The 21,944-nt window shown below is 72.9% G+C and carries 17 protein-coding genes; 14 read left to right on the plus strand and 3 right to left on the minus strand.

What is annotated here, in order from left to right; genetic code table 11:
• Positions 1-38: 38 nt before the first annotated feature.
• The 8 genes from SGLAU_RS31265 to SGLAU_RS31300 all read left to right on the plus strand — a co-directional run bounded on the left by SGLAU_RS31265 (position 39) and on the right by SGLAU_RS31300 (position 10,899).
• Positions 39-941 carry an ABC transporter ATP-binding protein gene (locus SGLAU_RS31265; protein ID WP_043505940.1) on the plus strand — a complete coding sequence of 301 codons (903 nt, stop codon included), beginning with the start codon at positions 39-41 and terminating at the stop codon, positions 939-941.
• Positions 938-1,720, plus strand: coding sequence for an ABC transporter permease (locus SGLAU_RS31270; RefSeq protein ID WP_052413990.1), 783 nt, complete (start codon positions 938-940; stop codon positions 1,718-1,720). Before SGLAU_RS31265 ends, SGLAU_RS31270 begins: the two co-directional genes overlap by 4 nt.
• Before the next feature lie 11 nt (positions 1,721-1,731).
• Positions 1,732-3,078 (plus strand): sensor histidine kinase, encoded by a 1,347-nt coding sequence (locus tag SGLAU_RS31275; RefSeq protein WP_043505941.1) that lies wholly within the window; start codon positions 1,732-1,734, stop codon positions 3,076-3,078.
• Positions 3,071-3,712, plus strand: coding sequence for a response regulator (locus SGLAU_RS31280; RefSeq protein WP_043505942.1), 642 nt, complete (start codon positions 3,071-3,073; stop codon positions 3,710-3,712). Before SGLAU_RS31275 ends, SGLAU_RS31280 begins: the two co-directional genes overlap by 8 nt.
• 305 nt (positions 3,713-4,017) lie before the next feature.
• Complete coding sequence (locus tag SGLAU_RS31285) at positions 4,018-5,166, plus strand: SGNH/GDSL hydrolase family protein (RefSeq protein ID WP_052413991.1); 1,149 nt, start codon at positions 4,018-4,020, stop codon at positions 5,164-5,166.
• 671 nt (positions 5,167-5,837) lie between these two features.
• A complete protein-coding gene (locus SGLAU_RS31290) occupies positions 5,838-8,618 on the plus strand; it encodes a M4 family metallopeptidase (RefSeq protein ID WP_052413992.1) in 2,781 nt (926 codons plus the stop codon).
• Between the two features lie 329 nt (positions 8,619-8,947).
• Complete coding sequence (locus tag SGLAU_RS31295; protein WP_052413993.1) at positions 8,948-9,646, plus strand: DUF998 domain-containing protein; 699 nt, start codon at positions 8,948-8,950, stop codon at positions 9,644-9,646.
• 491 nt (positions 9,647-10,137) lie between these two features.
• Positions 10,138-10,899, plus strand: coding sequence for a class I SAM-dependent methyltransferase (locus SGLAU_RS31300; protein WP_043505945.1), 762 nt, complete (start codon positions 10,138-10,140; stop codon positions 10,897-10,899).
• Positions 10,900-11,239: 340 nt separating this feature from the next.
• On the opposite strand, the gene SGLAU_RS31305 is transcribed toward SGLAU_RS31300, so the two are convergent.
• Positions 11,240-12,064, minus strand: a complete 825-nt coding sequence (locus tag SGLAU_RS31305) for an SDR family NAD(P)-dependent oxidoreductase (RefSeq protein WP_043505946.1) — start codon at positions 12,062-12,064, stop codon at positions 11,240-11,242.
• A gap of 317 nt (positions 12,065-12,381) precedes the next feature.
• Here SGLAU_RS31305 and SGLAU_RS31310 point away from each other — a divergent pair, with 317 nt between their 5' ends.
• The 5 genes from SGLAU_RS31310 to tpg all read left to right on the plus strand — a co-directional run bounded on the left by SGLAU_RS31310 (position 12,382) and on the right by tpg (position 18,409).
• The gene (locus SGLAU_RS31310) at positions 12,382-13,575 is read left to right on the plus strand and encodes a glutamate--cysteine ligase (RefSeq protein WP_244315292.1); all 1,194 of its coding nucleotides are present in this window, start codon (positions 12,382-12,384) and stop codon (positions 13,573-13,575) included.
• 294 nt (positions 13,576-13,869) lie between these two features.
• A complete protein-coding gene (locus SGLAU_RS31315; protein ID WP_043505947.1) occupies positions 13,870-14,472 on the plus strand; it encodes a hypothetical protein in 603 nt (200 codons plus the stop codon).
• 45 nt (positions 14,473-14,517) lie between these two features.
• A complete protein-coding gene (locus tag SGLAU_RS31320; RefSeq protein WP_043505948.1) occupies positions 14,518-15,261 on the plus strand; it encodes an SOS response-associated peptidase in 744 nt (247 codons plus the stop codon).
• A 343-nt stretch (positions 15,262-15,604) separates the two neighbouring features.
• Entirely contained in the window at positions 15,605-17,839 is a 2,235-nt protein-coding gene (tap, locus tag SGLAU_RS31325; protein WP_043505949.1) for a telomere-associated protein Tap, read from the plus strand.
• 12 nt (positions 17,840-17,851) lie between these two features.
• Positions 17,852-18,409, plus strand: coding sequence for a telomere-protecting terminal protein Tpg (gene tpg / locus SGLAU_RS31330; RefSeq protein WP_043505950.1), 558 nt, complete (start codon positions 17,852-17,854; stop codon positions 18,407-18,409).
• 233 nt (positions 18,410-18,642) lie between these two features.
• Here tpg and SGLAU_RS31335 read toward each other — a convergent pair whose 3' ends face one another.
• Both SGLAU_RS31335 and SGLAU_RS31340 read right to left on the minus strand, forming a co-directional pair.
• Positions 18,643-19,482, minus strand: a complete 840-nt coding sequence (locus SGLAU_RS31335; RefSeq protein WP_043505952.1) for a hypothetical protein — start codon at positions 19,480-19,482, stop codon at positions 18,643-18,645.
• Complete coding sequence (locus SGLAU_RS31340; protein WP_043505953.1) at positions 19,479-20,213, minus strand: MerR family transcriptional regulator; 735 nt, start codon at positions 20,211-20,213, stop codon at positions 19,479-19,481. The genes SGLAU_RS31335 and SGLAU_RS31340 overlap by 4 nt, the downstream gene beginning before the upstream one ends.
• Before the next feature lie 272 nt (positions 20,214-20,485).
• On the opposite strand from SGLAU_RS31340, the gene SGLAU_RS31345 reads away from it, so the two are divergent.
• On the plus strand, positions 20,486-21,898 hold the full coding sequence (locus tag SGLAU_RS31345) for an erythromycin esterase family protein (RefSeq protein WP_043505954.1): 1,413 nt from the start codon (positions 20,486-20,488) through the stop codon (positions 21,896-21,898).
• Positions 21,899-21,944: the final 46 nt, after the last annotated feature.

Here is a 21,944-nt window from a genome sequence, read left to right on the forward strand (position 1 = left end):
GATGTCCCCCTCCGCGCTGCCCCGGCATGCTCTTGCACATGTCGATCATCCAAGTCAGCGGCCTGCACAAGGCGTACGGGGGCAGGAAGGCCGTCGACGGCGTCTCCTTCGCCGTCGAGGAGGGGGAGATCTTCGGGATCCTCGGCCCCAACGGTGCCGGCAAGTCCACCACCGTCGAGTGCGTGGAGGGACTGCGCCGCCCCGACAGCGGCAGTGTCCGTGTCGCCGGGTACGACCCCGCCACCGACCGCGGCCCCCTCACCCGCATCCTCGGCGCCCAGCTCCAGGACAGCGAACTCCAGCCCAAGATCACCGTCAGGGAGGCGCTGGAGCTGTACGCGGCCTGCTGCCCCGAACCCGCCGACTGGCACGCCCTCGCCGAACGCCTCGGACTCACCGACCGGCTCCGCACCCGCTTCGCGAAGCTCTCCGGCGGCCAGAAGCAGCGGCTGTTCATCGCGCTCGCCCTGATCGGCAACCCCCGCATCGTCGTCCTGGACGAGCTGACCACCGGGCTCGACCCACGCGCCCGCCGCGACACCTGGCAGCTCGTCGAGGACGTCCGCGACAGCGGTGTCACCGTGCTGCTGGTCACGCACTTCATGGAGGAGGCACAGCGCCTGTGTGACCGGATCGCCCTGCTCGACAAGGGCCGCGTCACCGCGCTGGACACCCCGGCCGGGCTGATCGGCCGGACCAGGAGCGGCATGGCGATCTCCTTCCGTCCCTCGGCGCCGCTGGACACCCGGCCGCTGGCGGACCTGCCGTCGGTCACATCCGTGAAGGAGGACGACGGCCGGATCGTCGTCGACGGCACCGACGAAACGGTCCACGCGCTGCTGTCGTTCCTCGCCGGGCAGAAGATCACCGCCCGTCAACTGCGCATCACCGAGGCCACCCTGGACGACGCCTACCTCGACCTGACGGGACCGGACGCATGACCGCCACCCTCGCCGCCCGCACCCGCGCCACCGCCGTCAAGGGCAGCGCCACCGCCGTCCTGCGGGCCGAAGCACGGCTCTTCCTGCGAGAACCCGCCGCCCTGGTGTGGATCCTCGCCTTCCCCACGGTCCTGCTGTGCATCCTGGGTTCCATCCCGTCCTTCCGGGAGCCGTCGGACGACCTGAACGGCCTGCGCGTCGTGGACCTGTACGTCCCCATCGCCGTTCTGCTCACCGTGATCATGGCCGGCATCCAGGCCATGCCGCCGGTCCTGACCGGCTACCGCGAGCGGGGCATCCTGCGCCGCATGTCCACCACACCCGTGCGGCCGGGCGCACTCATCGGCGCGCAGATCGTGTTGCACGGCGCCGCCGCGGCCCTGTCCGCCTCGCTCGCCCTCACGGTGGGCCGCATCGTGTTCGACGTGGCCCTGCCCCGCCAGTTCCCCGGGTACCTGCTGGCCTTCGCGCTTGCCGCCCTGGCCACCCTGGCTCTCGGCGGCACCGTGTCCGCCGTGAGCCGCACCACGAAGATCACGCAGGCGGTAGGGTCGGTGGTGTTCTTCCCGGCCATGTTCACCTCCGGCGTCTGGCTGCCCGTCGCGGCCATGCCCGACGCCCTCCGGCGCATCGTGGGACTGACTCCTCTCGGTGCCGCCGCGCAGGCCCTCGACACGGCCGCCGCGGGCGACTGGCCGAGCTGGACGCACCTCGGGGTCATGGCGCTGTGGACGGTGCTGCTGACCACCGCGGCCCGACGCTGGTTCAAGTGGGAGTAGGACACGCAGGCATGAGGACGACGGCCCGGGGCCCCGACCCGACGACGGTCGAGGAACGCTGGGCGCAGTTCTTCCGGTACGGCCCGTACGTCCTCCTGGGCCTCGCCACCCTCATCGCGGCCGCTGCCGCCGACGCGGTGATGACCCGCCCGGAGATGTACCTCGCGGGAGGTCTGGTGCCGGCCTCACTGGCCCTCCAGGCGTGGTGGACGCGGACCGTGCCCCGCCTGCTGGCCCGCCACGCCACGACGGACGCCGCCGACAGCGGCACCCGGAGCGGCGACCCCGTCCGCACGCCCGAGGCCGGCACCGGCGTCCGCGACGGCGTGCTGCCCGGGGGCACCACCGCGGGATACGTCTACTTCACGCTGCGCACCGTGCTCGCCCTCGCACTCACCTGGCTCAACCCCCTGTTCTCCATCTACGCGTTCCTCGGCTACCTCGAAGCCGGACGGCTGCTGCCGCCACGCGCCGCCCGGGCCGGACTCCTGGTCACCGCCGTCATCATGGCCGGTTCCCAGTCCGGCGGACTGCCGCCCACCTCCCTGGTGAACTGGCTGCTCTTCGGCGGGCTGTTCCTCCTCCACACGGTGCTCGTCACCGTCATGACCCACCTCGAGGCGAAGGAGGCCGAGAAGGCCGAGGAGCGGGCCGAGACCATCCAGGCCCTGGAGACGGCGCTCGCCGAGAACGCCGCTCTCCACGCCCAGCTCGTCGTCCAGGCACGGGAGGCGGGCGTGGCCGACGAACGCCGCCGCCTCGCCGCCGAGATCCACGACACCATCGCCCAGGGCCTGACCGGCATCATCGCTCAGCTCCAGGTGGCCTCCTCCACCACCGACCCGGAAGTGGCCCGCGAACACCTGGACCGTGCCCAGGAGTTGGCCCGCCAGTCCCTCGGCGAGGCCAGGCGCTCCGTGCACAACCTCTCCCCGGCCGCCCTGGAACACCACACGCTCCCCGAAGCACTCGAGGAGATGGTCGCCCAGTGGTCCGCACGCACCGGCGTCACCGCCCGGTTCACCGTCACCGGCACCGAGGAGCCCCTGCACGAGGAGATCGCCGCCACCCTGCTGCGGATCACCCAGGAAGCCCTCGCCAACACCGCCCGGCACGCCGGTGCGGGCCGCGCAGGCGTGACGCTGTCCTACATGGGCGACGAGGTCACCCTGGACATACGGGACGACGGGCGCGGCTTCAGCCCCCTCGCCGTACCGCCGCGCACCGGCAGCGGCGGCTTCGGCCTCGACGGGATGCGGGCCCGCGCCCAGCGCGTCGCGGGCACCCTCGCCGTCGAGTCGGAACCTTCCCAAGGCACCGCGATCAGTGCTCGCGTACCGTTGGTGCGCCATGACTGACCAGATCATCACCGTCCTGATCGCCGACGACCACCCCGTCGTGCGGGACGGCCTGCGCGGCATGCTCGCCGCCGAACCGGGCTTCGACGTCCTCGGCGAGGCGGCGGGCGGTGTCGAGGCCGTCGAACAGGCACTGCGCCTGGACCCGGATGTCGTCCTCATGGACCTCCGCATGCCGGCCGGCAGCGGGGTGGACGCCATCGCCGAGCTCACCCGGCGCGGCGCCCGCGCCAAGGTCCTCGTGCTGACCACGTACGACACCGACTCCGACACGATCCCCGCGATCGAGGCGGGCGCCACCGGCTATCTGCTCAAAGACGCGCCCCGTGACGAGCTGTTCGCGGCGGTCCGAGCCGCCGCCGAAGGACGCGCCGTCCTGTCGCCCGCCGTCGCCTCCCGCCTCGTCTCGGCCATCAGGAAACCCGCCGTGCCGACGGGCGAGACGCTCTCGGCCCGCGAGCGCGAGGTGCTCGCCCTGGTCGCCAAGGGCACCTCGAACCGTGAGATAGCCCGGGAACTCTTCATCAGCGAAGCGACGGTCAAGACACACCTGACCCACCTGTACGGCAAGCTGGGCGTGCGGGACCGCGCGGCCGCGGTGGCGGTGGCGTACGACCGCGGCATCCTCGGCTGAACCCGGCTCGCGGTACGAGGACGCAGCGAGGCCGCGTCTGCGGTCGTGCACCGGGTATCGCTCCACGCCGAGCGCGGCGCATCGCAAGGGACGACTCCCGGCAACTCCCGCGTCCGCCTGGTGCGCACGGGCGCTTCCACGACACACGAAGGGGCCGGGACCGGACGCGTCAGGGCGGTGGCACACACCGCGTGGTTCCGCACCCGCCGCCACCGCCCCCTCGCCATGTCACACCGGCAGGGCCATGATGGGAGCGCTCCCGCGCCACCGCACGTGCAGATCTCCCGGCACCGGAAGGACCGCTCATGCGCACCGCTCCCCAGCTCTCCCGTCGGGCACTGCTCACGGCCGCCGCCGCGAGCGTCACCGCGGGCGTCAGCGCCACCGCGGCCGCTCCCGCCCAGGCGTCCGCCGCCCACCGCCCGCCGCCGTCCGCCGCCTCCGCCGGATTCAGGACGGTGGGCCGGGTCAAGAGGGCGGCCGACGGCTGGGTGCAGTACACCTGGCCGGGCATCGCCTTCGAGGGCCGCTTCCGCGGCACCGGCGTCGGGATCGTGCTCGACGACTCCGTCAACGACTACGACGTCCAGATCGACGGAACGACCGTCAGCACACTGGTCACTCCCGGACGTACCACGTCCTGGGTCGAGGACCTCGCCGACACCGAGCACACCGTGCGGCTCGTCAAGCGCACGGAGAGCCCGTGGGCCGTCGGCCGCTTCGGCGGGTTCGTCCCCGCCCGGGGAGGGCGACTCCTCACCGCCCCCGCCGCGCGCCGCAGGCAGATCGAGTTCATCGGCGACTCCTTCACCGCCGGGTACGGCAACGTCTCGGTCACGCGCGACTGTTCGGCCAACGGGGGAGTCGACCGGAACAGCAACGCGGACCTCGCCTTCGGCGCCCTCACCGCCCGCAAGCTCGACGCCGACCACCAGCAGAACGCGTTCTCCGGCCGCGGCATGGTCCGCAACTACAACGGCGGCGACCCCGGCACCGACTACCGCACCTACTACGACCGGGCCCTGCTCAACGTCACCGGCGACGTCTGGCGGAGGCCGCGCGCCTGGCGGCCGCAGGTCGTCGTCATCGGCCTGGGCATCAACGACTTCTCGACCCCCCTCCGCCCGGGCGAGCCGTGGGCTGCGCAGAGCGAGCTGATCGCCGCCTACGCGAGCGCCTACCACGGCTTCCTCGACAAGCTGCGAGCCCGCTACGGAAGGGCGACGTTCCTGGTGGTCAGCGCCACCGCGGTGGCCGGCACCGCCTTCGCCGACACGGCCCGGGGGATCGTCAGGGACCGCAACGCACAGGGGGACGGCCGGGTCGGCTTCTGGTACTACGACGATCCCGGCCTGGACCGGCTCGGCTGCGACTGGCACCCCTCGCTCCGCGACCACCGGATCATCTCCGGCCTGCTCGACCGGTACCTCGCCACCCTGCCGCTGGACTGGTGACGGAGCGGCCGGTCCGGCGCGGCGGCGGGCCCGTACGGTTCGCCGCCCCGCGTGCCGACGACTGTCCGTGCCCGAGGCCCGCGACGCCGACGACCGGCGGCGACGAGGGGCCCCGGCAAGGGCGGGTGCTGCCGGGAACGTGTGGCCCGCGGCAGGGCACGACAAGCGGATGCGGGATGCTCTGTGGCGGATCCGCGGATGTCACCCGGCCAGAGAGGGAGACCCGGCATCTCGGCTGTCTGAGGGGCGCGTTCGCCGTGGAACCGACCAGTTCGCCCACGCCGTCGACCGTGGAGCCGCTGTGCGCCGGCGGCGCCGGACACACCGGCTGCGTCCCTCGCCGGTTCGCCGGTTCGCCGGTTCGCCGGTGGAACGTCCTGGCGCCGCGGCGCGCACACCCCGCCCGCGTCCCGCTCCGCGTACGTCGCACGGGGGTGCCCGGACGGCCGCGTTCCGTCGACCCCCGGCGGGGCCGGAAGTGTTCCGTGGAAACCTGCGCACCGTTGAGGACTCGGCGCGTCGTGGGTTTCATTGCTCCGCCCGGCGGTGACCTCCGCCGGCTTGATCCTTCGGGGATTGGGGGGACTGTGAGTCGGTCCAGAGCGAGTTCCGTCAGACGGGTGGGGTGGCCCGGAGCACGAAGAGCCGGCATATCGAGTGCGGCGGCGCTGATGGGCGTCGCCGCACTCGTCGTCCCGGCGGTCCCCGCCGCCGCGACGGCGGCCGAGGCGGCACCGCCGCCGAGCCCGGCAGAGGTGATCCCCGGGCAGCAGACGCAGACGCCGGCCCTGGTGGAGGGCATCCGGGAGCCGGCTCCCGCGGCGGGCGACCCCGCGGACGCGGCCCGCGCGTACCTCGCCGCACGACGCGACACGTACCGCATCGCGAACGCCGGACGCGACCTGGAGCCCGCCGGCACCCTCGCCGACGGCGGCCAGGAGACCGTACGGCTGCGGCAGACGCACCGGGGCGTGCCGGTCCTCGGCGGCGAGTACGTCGTCCGCATGGAGAAGGCGGCGAACGGCTCACGGGTCGTCACCGGCACGTCCGGCAAGTACTTCACCGGCCTGCGCACGGACACCGCGGCCGAGGTCGGCGACGCGCTCGCGGTGGAACGCGCGGTCGACGCCGTCCTGGACGACCTCGGTCGCGAGCGGTTCGCCGGCTACCGGGAGGGCGGCCCTGACGAGTCGGCGCCGCCGCTCACCGGCACCTCCCACGGCCTGGTCGTCCTGCCCAGCGGTACGGGCGTGCTCACCCGGCACGTCACCGTCCGCGGCGACGACCCGGCCCTCGGCGAGCCCGTGCTGCGCGAGGTGTACATCGACGCGCGGGCCGGCTACCCGGTCCTCCAGTACAGCGGTATCAAGACGTTCGGCGCCGCGAACGCAGCCGACGGCAAGCGGCCGGCCGACGACGCGCGGGGCGCACGCCGCCTCCCCTCCGGCCCCGCCGCCGACGAGGCCGGCTCGGGCGTCAAACTGGACGGCACGACGGTCGCCCTGGACATCACCCGCGACGAAGAGCGCGGCGTCTACCTGCTGCGCGACCGCTCCCGACACCCGGAGGACGGCGGCAACGCCATCACCACCTGGGACGCGCGCGGCAAGTGGGCCAGCGAGTGGGCCGGGACCTGGCCCGAGACGCTCCAGGAGTTCGCCTCGCCGACCCCGGCCTTCGGCGCCGAGGCGACCGACGCGGGAGCGGTGGACGCGCACTGGGCCGCCGGGCAGGTCCACGACTACTACAAGAACAGGCACGGCCGGGACAGCCTGGACGGGCGGGGCATGACGGTCGACTCCCTGGTCGGGGTCACCGACTACGGACAGCCCTACGTCAACGCCTTCTGGGACGGCGGCAAGATGGTGTACGGCTCCGGCGACGCCGAGTACCGTCCCCTCGCCGCCGCACTGGACGTCGTCGGCCACGAGATGACGCACGGAGTCGTCGAGCACACCGCCGACCTCGTCTACGCCGGCCAGTCCGGCGCCCTGAACGAGGCGATCGCGGACTACTTCGGCAACGCCGTCGAGACGGACGTGCTCGGCATCCCGATGGACAGCCCGGACTCGGGACTCGTGGGCGAGGCGCTGTGCCGCACCAAGTCGCCGCGCGAGTGCGCCTTCCGCGACCTCGACGACGGGCGGACCACCACCGCGTCGTTCCTCGGCGTGGGCTTCGGCACCGACAACGGCGGCGTCCACCTCAACTCGACCATCTTCGCCGGCGCGCTGTGGGACGTCCGCCGGGACCTCGGCCCCGCGCTGGCCGACCGGATCGTCTACAAGGCGCTCACCGAGTACCTCACCCCGCTCGACGGCTTCACCGAGGGAAGGACCGCCGTGCTCGCGGCGGCCAAGGACCTGGGCGTCACCGGGCGAGACCTGACGGCCGTGCGGCGGGCCTTCAACGCCCACGGCATCGTGCCGAACTGGGAGCTGGCCCTCGGCATCGACTCCGACGTCCTGCTCGAACGCGTCAACACCTACGACTCACGGCTCGGCGCGGGCGGCGGCTGGTGGGCGGCCTCCCAGTCGAACGAGGAGGGATCCGAACCGTACTCCGTTTGGGCCGGACGCACCGACGGCAAGGGCCGGCTGAAGCTGATGAGCCCCAACGACGGCCGCTACCACGTGAACCCGGCGACGGACGGCACGACCGTGGTGTGGGTGGCGTACGGCTCCGGTCCCGTCGAGGTGCTCGCCCGGCCGCTGGCGGGCGGCCCGGTGAGGACGCTGTGGTCGGGCCGGAGCGTGGGCTCCTCGGTGGACGTCGAGGGCGACATCGTGACGTTCGAGCACCACAATCACGGCGGGCGCCGGGGGGTGACGTACCTGAGCCTGAAGGACCCGGCGAACAAGGTGTCGCTCGGCGGGGGCACCTACAGTCAGGCGTTCTTCCCGTCGTTGAGCGACGGCAAGGTTGCCTATCAGACACGGCGCCGGGTGAGCGGGAGCACGTACGAGTACGCGACCCGGATCGTGGACGTCGCGACCGGCGAGAGCACGGTGGTCCACCAGGCCGCGCCCGGGGCCGGTCTGGGCCCGACGGCGATCAGCGGCGAGTACGTCTACTGGCTGCTGGACGAGATCGACCAGAACGGTACGACAGCCCTGCGCCGCGCCGCGCTCGACGGCTCCGGCGTCGTCGACCTCAGCCCGGAGACCGGCCCCACGGCCCTGAACGTCCGCGATCTGACGGCCTCCCGGGAGGCGGTCACGATGGAGGCCCGGACACCGGTGCCCGAGATGCGCAACGAGTACCTGGCCAAGTTGTGGCAGTTCCCGGCAGGCGCCGACGACGGGACACCGCGCCGCGGCCGGGTCTCCTGCAACCGGGGTGAGCAGTTGTCGGCCGCGGCCGCCGCGGGCACCCAGGTGCTGTGGCTCGACGCCACCACCGGCGTCAGCGATGTGGTCACCCGGAGGAAACCGGCCGGCACCTGCGGCTGACCCGCTCCGGAACCCGGTGGGCGGTCCGCCGCCCGCCGGGCCGCCCACCGCGGCGGGGCGCCGCGCCGGCCCGCCCGGACCCGTGTGCCGACGGTCTTGACCGGCACTCCGGCGCGGCCGACGCCCGTGACCTCTGCCGCGTTCATCCCGGGCAACGCACCCACGCCGGAGCGCCGGTGACCGGCCCCTCGGGGCCGCACCGACCCGCGGACCCCCGCGTACCGCGCTGTGCGCGTCCGCGTCCCTGACTGACGTCGGGGATCGGGATCAGGGATGCTTCCGGGTCGGTGCCGGTGGTGCGGTGGGTCACCCGGCCAGAGGATAGGGCCATGATCACTCCGGGTCGCCACAGCATCGGCCGCTTACTCGCCCCGACAGTCTGGACCGCCGTCGCGCTGGCCGTGGGCGCGGCCTTGTGGGCCCCCTCGGACACGGACCCCGAACTCAGCCCGTTCGGCCTGACCGTCAGCGACTTCGCTGCCCTGGACCGCGGGGGCCCCATCGAGTCCACCATGGCCGTGCTGGGCCTGGTGTCGCTGATGCTGGTGATGGTGGCGAGGAGGCGACACGTGCCCGTGCGCGGTCTTCCCTCCGCCCTGCTGACCGTCTGGGGGCTGGGTCTCGTGATCGCCGCCGTAGTGCCGACCGACCCGCTGACCACCGAGTTGAGCGGGTCCGCGTATGTGCACCGCTACGCCTCCGTCGCGGCGTTCGCCGCACTGCCGGCCGCCATGCTGCTCCTGGCCAGCCGGCTCACCGCCGGACCACGTGCGGGACGAACGGTCCGGTGGCTGCGCGTCCTGTCGTCGGTCGCCGTGGCCGGAGCCGCACTGATGGCCTTCTCGGCGGGCCCGGGCGGCCGCGAATTGATCGGCTTGACCGAACGCCTGCTGCTCGCCAGTGAGGTGATCATGCTCGGCGTACTCGGCCGCCACATACAGGAATGCGCACCGGTCACGGCTCAAGCCCTCGCGACCGACCGCATGCGTGTGAACACGAGTGACGACACCCTGATCCGGGACACGTGATCGCCGTGCCGCGAGTGCGCGGACGCCGCAGCCGGGTCCCGGCCGGCGCCGACCGCGCGGCGAAGGGGAGGAGGACGACCGGGCCGTCGAACCACGACCGGCCCGCCCTGATCGGCTCCGAAGTCTCCCGCACCCCAGGAGCCCACTCGGCCGCCCCGGGGTCCATGGGGAGCCCACTTCCTCTCGAGGAACCGTCGTCCTCATGGCGCCGGACGGCGAGCCGCGGACCCTTGTCCGTGGCCCCGACGACCCGGTGGGCGTGAGGTTGTCGGCCGAAGCCCCACGGCTGCCGTGCCCCGACCCTCCGCAGGCAGGGGACCGGCACGACGGGCGCAGGCCACCACCCGCCGTGGAGGCGGCCGGCGCCCCGCTCGGCCACGGGCCCCGACCCCGCCCGGCTGTGACGGCGCGGCAAGGGAAGGGTTTCCCGCCTCGGCGCTACCGTCACGAGGGTGACGGGAAGCAATGGCGACCGGCGATGGTCCGCATCCATGCCGGCGGCGTACGAGCAGTACCTCGTGCCGGTGGTCTTCCGGCCCTTCGCCGAGGACCTGGCCGAGCGGGCGACGGCACTTCACCCCCGGCGGGTCCTCGAACTCGCGGCGGGAACCGGCGTGTTGACAGCGAGCCTGCTCGCGGCGGCACCCGTGGCCGAGGTGACGGCCACCGACCTGAACGAGGCCATGGTCGCTTTCGGGGCGACCCGGGTCCCCGGCGCGGTGTGGCGGCAGGCCGACGCACAGCGGCTGCCGTTCCCGGACGGGGCATTCGACCTGGTGGTCTGCCAGTTCGGCGTGATGTTCTTCCCCGACCGCGTCGAGGCCTTCACCGAGGTCCGCAGGGTGCTGGCCCCGGGCGGCCGGTTCCTGTTCAACACCTGGGGCCCGCTCGCGGCGCACGGCTTCGAAGCCGCGCTGCAGGCCGGACTGGAGCGGGCCTTCCCGGCCGACCCGCCGCAGTTCTTCCGCACGGTTCCGCACGGTTGCGCCGACCCCGCTGTCGTGGCCGCCGGCCTGACGGCCGCCGGGTTCACCGTCGAGGACGAGCAGGAACTGACGCTTCAGGGCCGGGCGCGGTCGACCTCCGACCTCGTCACCGGCTACCTCACCGGCACACCGGTGCGAGCGGCCGTCGAGGAGTGTGCCGACGGAACGGCCGTACGGACCACCGTCATCCAGGAGGTGACGGCCCGCCTGGGCCCAGGACCGGTCACCGCGCCCATGACGGCGTACGTCTTCCGCGCCGCTGCCTGAAAACGCCGGGCGCGCCCACGCGGGGATGACGTGAGCCGACCCGACGGGTTTCGCAGCGCCGTCCCGGTCGGCGTGCATGCCGTGCCCGCAAGAAGGTGTGCCGGTGCCGGGCCCGGCTCTCCTCCGCAGCCAAGACGATGTCGACCGCGTCGTGCGGCGGCAGGGCCGGGGCGCCCCCGCCTCGCCGGGCGGACCCGCGGGCGGGCGGGCGCGCGGAGGGGGCGCAGGCTACGGTGGCGGCCGCGAGGGAGGCGAGGACGCGCACGCGATCTTTCTCGCAGGAAGATCCGACTCACCTCGGTCGCGGGCGACGTCCGCGCCCCCGCCCGCCTCGCTCCCGTTACTCGTGGCCCTTGCCGGGTCCGGCTTCGGTGTCCGGTTCCCCGGTCCCGGGTTCCGCCAGCCGCCGGTGGGCCACCGCCTTGATCCCGTCGGGCAGCACCTTCCCCGCCAGCCCCTGCGCCTTCGTCTTCAGCGACCCGGCCACGGTCTTCGTCTCGCCCTTCACGATCGCCTCGAACGCCTGCTCGGCGACCTGCGCGGGATCGTCCTTCTTCGTCGTGCCGATCCGGGTGTCGTCCGCCATGCCCGCCCGGTGGAAGAAGTCCGTGTCCGTGGGGCCCGGCATGAACGAGGTGACCGTCACCCCGGTGTCCTTCACCTCCTCCGCCAACGCCTGCGCGAAGGACTGCACGAACGCCTTGGAGGCGTTGTACACCGGCTGGAAGGCACCGGGCATCATCGACGCGACGGACGAGGTGAACGCCATCCGGCCCGCACCACGCGACACCATGGCCCGCAGCAGCGGCTTGGCCAGCCGCACGGTCGCGGTGACATTGAGGTCGATGACCTCCTGGTCGTCGACGAGGTCGGTGTCCACGAACGCGCCACCCTGACCCACCCCCGCGTTGAGGACGGCGGCGTCGATCGTCAGCCCGTCGAGCGCGTCCAGCAGCCGGTACCGTCCCTCGGCGGCCCGTAGATCGGCGCGCACCGCGCGGACCTCCGCGCCCGTCTCCCGCAGCTCCCGAGCGGCGGACTCCAGCCGCTCGTCCTCGGCGTTCACGACGAGGTCGTAACCGTGCAGCGCGAACTGCCGGGCCAGCTCCAGGCCGATCCCGCTCGACGCGCCGGTGACCAGGGCAAGAGGGCGTGTGTCAGTCATACCGGCCGAGTAACCGACTCACCCGGCACCAAGCGTCACAGCTCACGAGTCTTCCGCACGAGTCGTCTGCGACGGTCAGGGCCTCGTCTTCTCCGTCCGACGCACCCCGAGGCACCCGAGGCCTTCGTGGCCCTGTGCCCGTGTGGCGCGGGGTGGTGACCGATGTGACTGCCGTGACCGTGACTGCCGTGACCGACGGGAGCGGTGTGGCCACGGTGGGAATCCGCATGCGTGTGCGGCACGCACCGGGGAATTCGGACGCTCGGATCGGCTCGCGCTGCGGCGGCCGACCGGTTGACTCGGCAAGGGGAACACGCGTGACGTTGCGCATCGGGGCAGAGGAAGAGTTCCACGTGGTGGACGTCGAGAGCGGGCACCTGGTGCCACGGGGCCGCGCCGTTCTGGACCGTCTGGACAGACCTGGCTTCACGACGGAGCTGCAGCAGTCGGCGCTGGAAAGCAACAGCCAGGTGCATGACACGCTCGACGGCCTGTACGCGGACCTGGCCGGGGCCAGGCGCCGGCTCGACGCGGCGGCTTCCTCGCTGGGGCTGGCCGTGGTGGCGGCCGGCACCGTGCCGCTCGCCCGGCTCAGCCCCCGGGACGTCACCGAGAACGACCGGTACCGGCACATGGCCGACGAGTACCGCAAGGTCGCCGACGAGCAGCTCATCTGCAGTGCCCAGGTGCACGTCGACGTGCCCGACCGGGACACCGCCGTACGCGCCATGTGCCTGGTCTCCCCGTGGCTCGCCCCACTGCTGGCGCTGTCCGCCAGCTCGCCGTACTGGCTGGGCGCGGACACCGGATACGCCAGCTGGCGCACCATGCTGTGGCAGCGCTGGCCCACCTCCGGTCCGGCGGGTTGCCACGCGAACGCGCAGGAATACGACTCCGCCATCGAGGAGCTGATCACGTCCGGGGTGATCAGCGACGCCGGGATGGTCTACTACGACGTGCGGCCGTCCGCCCATCAGGGCACCCTGGAGCTCCGCATCTGCGACGCCTGCCCGCGGGCGGAGACGGTCGTACTGGTCGCCGGTCTCTTCCGGGCACTGGTGCGCGACGCGTGCGAACGGCTGGCGCACGCCGACGGTCCGGTGTGCGACGGCCGGCACGAGTGGCTCCGCGGCGCCACCTGGCGTGCGGCCCGCTCCGGCCTGGAGGGCGACCTGGTGGACCCGGCGACCCGGCGAGCCGCGCCCGCCGCCGAGGTGCTGCGCCGCATGCGGGACCGCCTGCGCCCGGCGCTGGAGGCGTCCGGCGACTGGGACACCGTGCACGCCCTGCTGGAGGAAGCCCTCGTCGACGGGAGCGCGGCCCACCGGATGCGGCGCGCTGCCGCTGCCGAGGATCTGCTGGCCGGCGTGGACCTGATGGTCGACGAGACCCGCGGTGGGCGAGCCGGACGGCGCGTGGCCCCGGCCACCCGAGTGCCGGACGCCCCGGTCCCGGCCGGTGGTGCCCGCCCGTACCGCCGCAGGACGGCGACCGGCGGCGCGGTCGGCTGACTCCGCGATCGCGGCATCTCACCCCCTGGCACGGCGGCCGGACACCGGCCCGGCGCTGCCACCGGCATCCCCACGGGGCTGCCGGGCGAACGGGCTCCCCGCCGGCACGTCCGGGCAGTCGAAGGGTGCCCGGGTGAGATGCCGCCCTCGCGACCGTCCCCGCCGCCACCTCCCGTCCGTCCCTCGGTCATCGGTCAAGGCAACCTCCCTTGATCAAGGGCGAAGGGGGCTGATGACACCCTGGCTTCGGGACGCGCGGTCCAGGCAGCGGGGAGCATCGTCCAGAATCAGGGAATGGACGTTGCCCGGCTGCTGGAGGCTGCCGCACTGCTGGTTCCCGAAGCCGTCGCCACCGAGAACGACATCACGGTGAACGACATCTGGGAGTATCTCGCCCACGATGAGTGGGAAGTCGCTTTCAGCCTGTTGGAGCAGCTCCACGATGGCCACCCGCTCCCACCCGCCTTCTGGCAGAACCTCGCCACCGCAACCGAACTGATGCGACTCGACAGAAGCGCGGCCTGGTGCCACTGGCGCTGCTTCGAGACCCGCAACGGCACCGTCCGGGCGGACCTCACTCTCAGGCCGGCTCACGAGGCCCGTCGGCAGACACCCTTCTCCGGAGCCGGCGTCCTGCGACCGATGTGGGACCTCGGAGGGAAGACCCCGACAGGTGAACCCGACCTCTGCGTTGCCGCCCTGTGGGCCGAGTTCACGCCCTTCATGGAGCCCGGAGGGCAGGCCACGGTGCGTCTCGCTCCGCTCTCCCCGCCGAAGTGGCGGCAGCTCCAGCCCGGTCAGGTGATCACCATGCACGAGGACCGGACCGTCGCTGGAACGGCGGTAGTCCTGGAGGTGCAGCGCCCACCAGCCCTGCCTGCCACAAGGAAGTCGTAGGGGATGCGACCTCGTCGGGCGGCCGCGCGGTGAGAAGCTGGTCGCATGTGCGGTCGATACGTTGCCACCCGGAGCCCGCAGGACCTGGCGCAGCTGTTCCACGTCACCGAGTGGACCCCCACGGAGGCGCTGGCACCGAACTGGAACGTCGCCCCGACCGACGACGTCTGGGCCGTCCTGGAACGCACCCCGCGAGACGGTGACGGTGCCGCGACGCCCGTGAGGGAACTGCGGCCGCTGCGCTGGGGCCTGGTGCCGTCCTGGGCGAAGGACCCGAAGACCGGCGCGCGGATGATCAACGCGCGGGTGGAGACCGTGCACGAGAAGCCCGCGTTCCGCCGCGCGTTCGTCACACGCCGCTGCCTGCTTCCGGCGGACGGCTTCTACGAGTGGCAGCCCGGCAAGGACCCGGCCACCGGCAAGGTCCGCAAGCAGCCCTACTTCATCCACCCCGAGGACGAGAAGGTGATGGCGCTCGCCGGCCTGTACGAGTACTGGCGCGACCCGGCCGTCACCCGGGACGACGACCCTGCCGCCTGGCTGGTGACCTGCACCATCATCACCACCGAGGCCACCGACGCGGCCGGCCGTGTACATCCGCGCATGCCCCTCGCGCTCACCGAGGACCACTACGAGGCCTGGCTCGACCCCGCGCACCGGGACCCCGACGAACTGCGCGCACTCCTCGGCCGGCCCGCCGACGGGCACCTCCGCGCGCGCCCGGTCTCCACGGCCGTCAACAACGTCCGCAACAACGGCCCCCACCTCCTCGACCCGGTCAGCCCGTAGCCGCACCGGCCTCGCGGACTGCGGGGGTCGAACTCCTCACCGGTCATCTGCCGGCCCTGCTCGCAGCCGAACCGATCCACCGTTGGCGCCCGTCCACTCCTCGGGCCAGCCCCGCATGTCGGTGGAGCAGTACGTTCCGGGCTTGATCCGGCCGCCCGCACGGGAGACACCGTCACCGACTGACGGGTCCGGTTCGCGTGGGCGCCTTGTCGCAAGAACCGCCGACCCCTCCGGCCGGCACCCCGATCCGACACCTCTCGAACGCACGTCGTACGCTGCTCGTACGGCCAAGGTACGCGAACCTTACGGTCCATTGGATAGAGTGCCGCTCAGGAGGTGCTGCATGTCCGAGTTGTTCGACGCGGTCGACGCGCTGGTCGCGTCCCGCTCTCCGCTGCCGCCGGTGGAGGAGCGCAAGCGACTGCGGACCGCGCACGGCCTGACGCTGGACGAAGTCGCCGCGGCACTGAAGGTGCGCCGCGCCACGGTGTCCGGCTGGGAGTCGGTGAAGAAGCCGACCGAGCCGCGCGGCCCGGAGCGCGAGGCGTACGCGCGGCTGCTGCGGCAGCTCGCGGAGCTCTACCCCGCCCCGGAGAGGCCGGCCGCCCCAGCGCCCGCCCCGCCCACCGGCGCCCCCGACCCGACGGAGGCCGGCACTCCGTCCACAGGCCGGAACCCCAAGCCTGCGGCCATGACCGCGACCGAGGACACCGGGACGCCCGCTCCCGCTCCCGTAGCCGCCGCTCCGACCACCGCCACCCGCCCGGCCCGCACCACCAGGCCGACGTCGACGCCGCGCCCACCGGGTGCGAAGAAGGCGGCTCCCGCCGGTGCCCCGGCGGGTGGCACCGACCCCCGGTTCGACAACGGGCCGCTGGCGGTCGTCGACGTCGAGGACGGGAAAGTGCTGGCGTACTGCACCGGCGGTCTGGTCCTGGACGTACCCGCCAAAAGCATCCCGGCCCTGGTGGACTGGACACTGCGCGAAGCGAGGCTCGGACAGCCCAAGCTGTCCGGACCGGGCAAGGACGCCGACCCCCTGCTCGTGCTCACCGAGGCCGCCCTGGAGCGCTACGGCCTGCCGGTCACCCTCACCGACGAGCAGCGGCTCGCCGGGCGGATCCCGGAGAACCACAAGGTCGTCAAGCAGCTGGCCCGCGCCGACTGGAAGCTGACGAAGCGCGGCTTCGGGCCGTGGGCCAGGATCTACCGCCCCGCCACCGGTTCGGAGCGGGCCTGCGTCCAGCTGTGCATCCCCTCCTGGAACGCGCTCGACTCCCGGCACTGGGGATACGCCGCACAGCTCCCCTCGGCCGAACTCGCCCGCGTGCTGGGCGTGTACGCCTCCCGCGTGATGACGCCGCGCGGATCGACCGCTGTGACGGGCCTGGAGCTGATGACCGCCCTGCACCCGCCGACCCGCGCCTCCGAGCCCGACGCGACGGGGAAGCGGCACTCCGAGCACAACCCCGGCTCGCTGGGCAAGGACCCGGTGGACTGCGCCCCGTGCGAGGCCCCCGACGGCCACCCGCTCCTGAAGGACCTGCCCCGCTTCCACGTCCGCGGCCCGGCGGAGAAGCTGTTCGAGGAGGCGTACGACTGGGCGCGGCCGATGACGGATGCCGAGTGCACGCTCCGGTACCTGGTCGGCATCGACGTGAACATGGCGTTCGCCGCCGGCGCCAACGGCCTGACCGTCGGCCTCGGCACGCCCACGCACGTCAGGAACCCGGTGTTCGACCCGAAGCTGCCCGGCTCGTGGCTGGTCGACCTGTCCCACGTCGACCTGTCGCGGGTGAAGGTCGGCAAGGAGTGGGCGGAGCTGGACGCCGGCCTGCTGCCCAGCCCGTTCACGCCGAAGGGTGACCGTCCGACAGGCCCGGCCTGGTACGCCACACCCACCGTCGCCTACGCCCAGGAGCTGGGCTACGAGGTACGGCCGATCGAGGCGTACGTCCGCCACGACAACGGCCGCTACCTGGACGGCTGGTACCAGCGGCTGCGTGACGCCTACCTGGCCACGATGGCCGACCTCGGCGTGCACGCCGACATGGAGCCGGCCGACTTCCTGGCGGCGATGGACGGCTGCAAGGACCGCGACCCGGACCTGGCCATCGTCGTCTCGGCGATCAAGGCGACCGTCAAGGGCGGCATCGGCAAGCTGCGCGAGCGCCCGCGCGGCGAGGGCTGGCGGCCGGGCGAGCCGTGGCGCGCCCTGTCCCGTCCGACGTGGCGGCCGGACATCCGCGCGGCGGTCATCTCCCGCACCCGGATCAACCTGCACCGGAAGATCGTCAAGCACGCGGCGTTCACCGGGCAGTACCCGGTCGCGATCCTCTCCGACTGCGTCGTGTACGCGGCGGGCGGGCCATCCCCGCTGGACTTCCTGCCCTACCGGAACGGCAAACCGCTGCCCGGCGGCTTCAAGCTCGGCATCAACCCCGGCCTGGTCAAGCACGAGGGCACCCAGACCGTCCTGTGGGGCGAGGAGGTCCGCGAGCGGTTCGACGCCCCCGAGCTGAACCTCGCCCGCTACATCAAGGACGGCACCGTCACCGACGCCGACAACGGAGAGTAGGAGAAGGCGACGATGAGCCTGTTCGGGAACGGCCTGGAAGCCGCGGTACAGAAGGCGTTCACCCGCCCGGCGCCCAAGACAGCGCCCGCGCAGATGCGCTACCTCGTCAAACAGCTCAAGTCCACCAAGGCGGTCGCCCAGCTGCTGCGCGTCTCCCAGCGCACCGTCGAGCGGTACGTCAGGAACCAGATCAAGAAGCCCCGCCCCGAACTCGCCGCCCGCCTGGAACGCGAGGTGAAGAGCAGATGGCAGCCGCAGATCCGGGCCAGGGCACGGCAGAGGGCGTCGACGACCGACGGCATCGTCATCGACACCCAGGCCCGGATCGGCTACACCGCGCCCGTCGGCACGACCGACGACGCCCGCATCCGGCACCTGACCGTCGCCCTGCCGCCGCACTACGCCGCCCGCCTCTTCGACGCCCAGCAGGCCGGCGCCACCGACCGGCAACTCCAGCAGATCGCCGCGGAAGGACTCAAAGAGGTCTACTTCCAGGACGGCGGCCGCCGCGCCGGCAGCCTGGAAGAGGTCCGCTTCACCGACATCGAGCACGTCGAGTTCGAGCTGTAGCGGCTCCGCGCCACTGTGCCGCGCGCCCCTCAGCCCGCCGCGCCGACCGCCGAGCCGGCACTCTGCGTGCCCCCTTCTGGCAGCCGTGTACCGACGGGCTGACGATGGTGGAGTCCGGCGCGACGAGCCGGCCCACCTTCGACCGCGCCGCGTACGGGCAGCGCGCGTGACGCGATCGCGCCCCATTGCCGCGTCTTGCCGTGGCACGTCGCGGCGAGGACCGACGTGCGCCCTCAGACGGGCTGACGGAGTGCGCTCACCAGTGCGCGTGGGTCGTCGGCGTGGAAGCGGATGGTGCGGGCCGTTCCCGTCGCGCCGAACGGGCGTGTGAAGGGGAGTGGTCGGTTCAGCTCCAGGGTCACCGAAGTCTGGCTGCCCACGATCAGGTCGAGGACCCCGTCCTCGGAGAGGGTGATCAGACGGCCCTGGGGATAGCGCCGTTCGACCCGGACCGAGGCGACCGCGTCCGGCGGTACGGCCAGGTCGAACAGGGCTCCGTAGCGGATCCGCAGAGAGCCGTCGGGGCGTACGACGTGCGGCCGGGTGACGCAGGCGGCGTGCAGGGCCAGCACCAGGACGACGCTGTACAGGTCGAGTACCAGGATCATCCGGTGGACCACCGGCCAAGGGATGAGGAATGCCAGGGCGACCGTCTCGGTCACCATCAAGAAGAGCAGTCCGTACATCATCGCGGTCTGAGGTCCGGTGTACGCGGCAGCGAAGTCTCCGGGGCGCACCCCGTGCCTGCCGCGCCGGACCCACCGCGCCAGGGAGGCGAGGGCGCGCAGCTCGTGGAGAAGCAGGCGGCGGACCGTCACCGGCACCGCCTCCCGTACGGCGGCCTGCCGCGCCGTCCTGCGGTCCGCGCCGCGTGCGCGCGCGGCGACGTACAGCGAGCGCAGCACCCAGGTCTCCAGCAGCAGCACTGCGAGCATCAGCGCTTCGGCGCCGGCCAGCGCCCACCCGGGCGGTCGGACCCCGGATGCCAGGCAGGCCGCCAGGGCCAGTTCACCTGGCAGCACGACGGCCACCGCGACCCGCGCCGCCCGTACGCCCCTTGACCGGCCGCTCATCCCCGGCCTCTTTCCACGAAGGCGTCCATGACCCGGCCCACGACTTCCGCCTGCGCGGGGGAGTACTCGGCGAGCAGCGCCTCCTTGAACCCGGTCACGACCACCCCGTCCCGGGGGAGCGCGGCGAACAGCTCCTCGGGGACGGCTGCCACCAGGTCAGCCGCCAGAGGTACGATCCGCGGATCGTCGGTGGGGGCGTCGGCGAGTGCGTCGAGGCGCTCATACAGTTCGACGATCCCGGGATCGGCGATCATCGTCTCCAGCAGTGCGAGCATCTTCCGGTCAGCGGTGCCGGTGGTGTCCAGCAGCGTGAGGTACTCGCGGTCCTTGGCCGCGCTCGGCGAGTCCGTTCCGGGGGCCTGTGCCAGCAGCGCGGCGAGGGCGGGCGAGACGGGCCCCGTCGCGCCGGGCGGCTCGGCGAGCAGGGCGCCGAGCCGGCGGCGGCGCTCCCGGACGGCGGCCTCCTGGCGGGCCAGGTCCGCGTCGAGTTCCTCCAGTATTTCGGTCAGTTCACGACCGGCATCGTCGGCGAGGGCGTCACGCACTTCCTGGAGGCCGAGCCCGAGTTCGGTGAGCCGGCGCACCCGGGCGAGCAGGACGGCGTCGCGGACGCTGTAGGCCCGGTAGCCGTTGGGGCGCCGCTCCGGTTCCGGAAGCAGCCCGACGTGGTGGTAGTGCCGGATCGCCCGGGTGGTGAGCCCCACGAGCGCGGCGATCTCTCCGATTCGCATGCCGTCAGTAGAAACCTTGCCGCTGCGTCAAGGTCAAGCGCTGCCAAGGGATCGTCAGGGGCCGGGGGAGCGGCCTTCTCCCGATCAGGGGTGCAGCCGACGCCGGATGCCAGACGGTCACGGCCGAGGCCGAGGTGGTCCCTGCCTCACCCCGTTCACGACCGGGACCAGGGTCCCAGCCTCCACCTGTCGATGGATGAGGGTAACCCCCGGGCCGATCGGGGGGCGCAGTGGATGGTGCGGGGCGACACCGCGCGGCGAGAGTTGCCCCCATGAACACGCACAAGACCCTGCTCACCGCCCTGCTCGTCCCGCTCGGTGCCCTGCTGGCCGTCGCCCCGGCCGCCTCCGCCACCACCCTGCCCGCCCCGGCCGCTGCATCGGCCTTCGCCGGCGCCGCCGCGCCCGCCGGTCCGGAGGCGGCCACGGCCGCCGCACTCGGCTCCCCCGAGGCGGCCCTCGGCCGGGTGGCCCACCCGCTGCGCACCACCGAGCCCCACGGCGGCCTGGCCGACCTCCGCCCGTTCGGCCGGATGGTCGGCGATGCCCGCGTGGTGGGCCTGGGCGAGGCCACCCACAGCTCGCACGAGTTCTTCACCGTCAAGCACCGGGTCCTGCGGTACCTGGTCGAGAAGAAGGGCTTCCGGGCCTTCGCCCTCGAAGCCCCGTGGAGCACCGGACTACGGCTCGACGCCTACCTCCTGCGCGGCGAGGGCGACTTGCAGCAGATCATGGACGAGGAGTTCCAGGGCACCTACCGGTGGTGGAACAACGCCGAGTACCGCGATCTGCTCCAGTGGATGCGCATGTACAACGTCAGGCACCCGAAGGACCCGGTCCGCTTCGTCGGCGACGACGGCGGGTTCGCCGGTGCCGAACTGTACGACAAGGTCGGCGCCTACGCGGCCGCGTCCCGCCCCGAACTCGCCCCGCGGCTCGCCGAGCTGTACCGGGGCCTGCGGCCCGCCACCGACGCCGAGACGTATGTCGGCGACTACCTGTCGAAGCCGATGGCCGAGCGCAAGGAGCTCGCCGAGCGGACCGGCCGGGCGCTGGACCTGCTCAAGCGGCGGTCCGGCACGGGCGCCGACACCGACGCGCACGCCTGGGCCGTCCAGCACGCCACCGCGATCCACCAGATGACCACGCTGTACGCCTTCGACTGGGACGATCCACAGGGGATCGCCGACGGCATGCTCCACCGCGACCGGATCATGGCGGAGAACGTCGCCTGGTGGCAGCAGCGGACCGGCGACAAGATCGTGCTCTCCGCCCACAACAGCCACGTCGCCCTCAGGACCTACGTCCCCGGCCACTATCCGAAGGTCCAGGGCCACTTCCTCAGGGAGCGGTTGGGCGGCGGCTACCTGAGTGTCGGCCTCACCTTCGGCCGGGGCTCGTTCAACGCCTTCGGCCAGGACGGCGCCGTCCGCCACTTCACCGTCGGCCCCGCCGGGCCCGGCACCGCCGAGCACACCCTTGACCGGGTACGGTACCGCGACTTCGTGGTGGACCTGCGCGACGCCCCGGCGGCGGCCCGCGCCTGGCTCGCCGTCCCGCGCACCGTCAAGAACATCGGCGCCACCTACCCCGGCATCGCGGACGCCCCGCAGATCCGGCTCGCCGAGACGCACGACGTCGTGATCCACCTCCAGCGGGTGGAGGCGGCCCGCATGCTCAAGTAGCACCGCGGCCGCCCGGCGCGGCGGCGACGAGGCCTTGATGACAGGG

The sequence above is a fragment of the Streptomyces glaucescens genome (assembly GCF_000761215.1).
Taxonomy (GTDB): Bacteria; Actinomycetota; Actinomycetes; order Streptomycetales; family Streptomycetaceae; genus Streptomyces; species Streptomyces glaucescens_B.

What these genes read in the sequence shown, in the direction of transcription:
- SGLAU_RS31300 (WP_043505945.1), top strand. Translation starts at nt 10,138, where the DNA reads ATGCCGGCGGCGTACGAGCAGTACCTCGTGCCGGTGGTCTTCCGGCCC.
- tpg (WP_043505950.1), top strand. Translation starts at nt 17,852, where the DNA reads ATGAGCCTGTTCGGGAACGGCCTGGAAGCCGCGGTACAGAAGGCGTTC.
- SGLAU_RS31290 (WP_052413992.1), top strand. Translation starts at nt 5,838, where the DNA reads ATGGGCGTCGCCGCACTCGTCGTCCCGGCGGTCCCCGCCGCCGCGACG.
- SGLAU_RS31315 (WP_043505947.1), top strand. Translation starts at nt 13,870, where the DNA reads ATGGACGTTGCCCGGCTGCTGGAGGCTGCCGCACTGCTGGTTCCCGAA.
- SGLAU_RS31320 (WP_043505948.1), top strand. Translation starts at nt 14,518, where the DNA reads ATGTGCGGTCGATACGTTGCCACCCGGAGCCCGCAGGACCTGGCGCAG.
- SGLAU_RS31340 (WP_043505953.1), bottom strand. Translation starts at nt 20,213, where the DNA reads ATGCGAATCGGAGAGATCGCCGCGCTCGTGGGGCTCACCACCCGGGCG.
- SGLAU_RS31305 (WP_043505946.1), bottom strand. Translation starts at nt 12,064, where the DNA reads ATGACTGACACACGCCCTCTTGCCCTGGTCACCGGCGCGTCGAGCGGG.
- SGLAU_RS31295 (WP_052413993.1), top strand. Translation starts at nt 8,948, where the DNA reads ATGATCACTCCGGGTCGCCACAGCATCGGCCGCTTACTCGCCCCGACA.
- SGLAU_RS31275 (WP_043505941.1), top strand. Translation starts at nt 1,732, where the DNA reads ATGAGGACGACGGCCCGGGGCCCCGACCCGACGACGGTCGAGGAACGC.
- SGLAU_RS31345 (WP_043505954.1), top strand. Translation starts at nt 20,486, where the DNA reads ATGAACACGCACAAGACCCTGCTCACCGCCCTGCTCGTCCCGCTCGGT.
- SGLAU_RS31280 (WP_043505942.1), top strand. Translation starts at nt 3,071, where the DNA reads ATGACTGACCAGATCATCACCGTCCTGATCGCCGACGACCACCCCGTC.
- tap (WP_043505949.1), top strand. Translation starts at nt 15,605, where the DNA reads ATGTCCGAGTTGTTCGACGCGGTCGACGCGCTGGTCGCGTCCCGCTCT.
- SGLAU_RS31265 (WP_043505940.1), top strand. Translation starts at nt 39, where the DNA reads ATGTCGATCATCCAAGTCAGCGGCCTGCACAAGGCGTACGGGGGCAGG.
- SGLAU_RS31285 (WP_052413991.1), top strand. Translation starts at nt 4,018, where the DNA reads ATGCGCACCGCTCCCCAGCTCTCCCGTCGGGCACTGCTCACGGCCGCC.
- SGLAU_RS31335 (WP_043505952.1), bottom strand. Translation starts at nt 19,482, where the DNA reads ATGAGCGGCCGGTCAAGGGGCGTACGGGCGGCGCGGGTCGCGGTGGCC.
- SGLAU_RS31270 (WP_052413990.1), top strand. Translation starts at nt 938, where the DNA reads ATGACCGCCACCCTCGCCGCCCGCACCCGCGCCACCGCCGTCAAGGGC.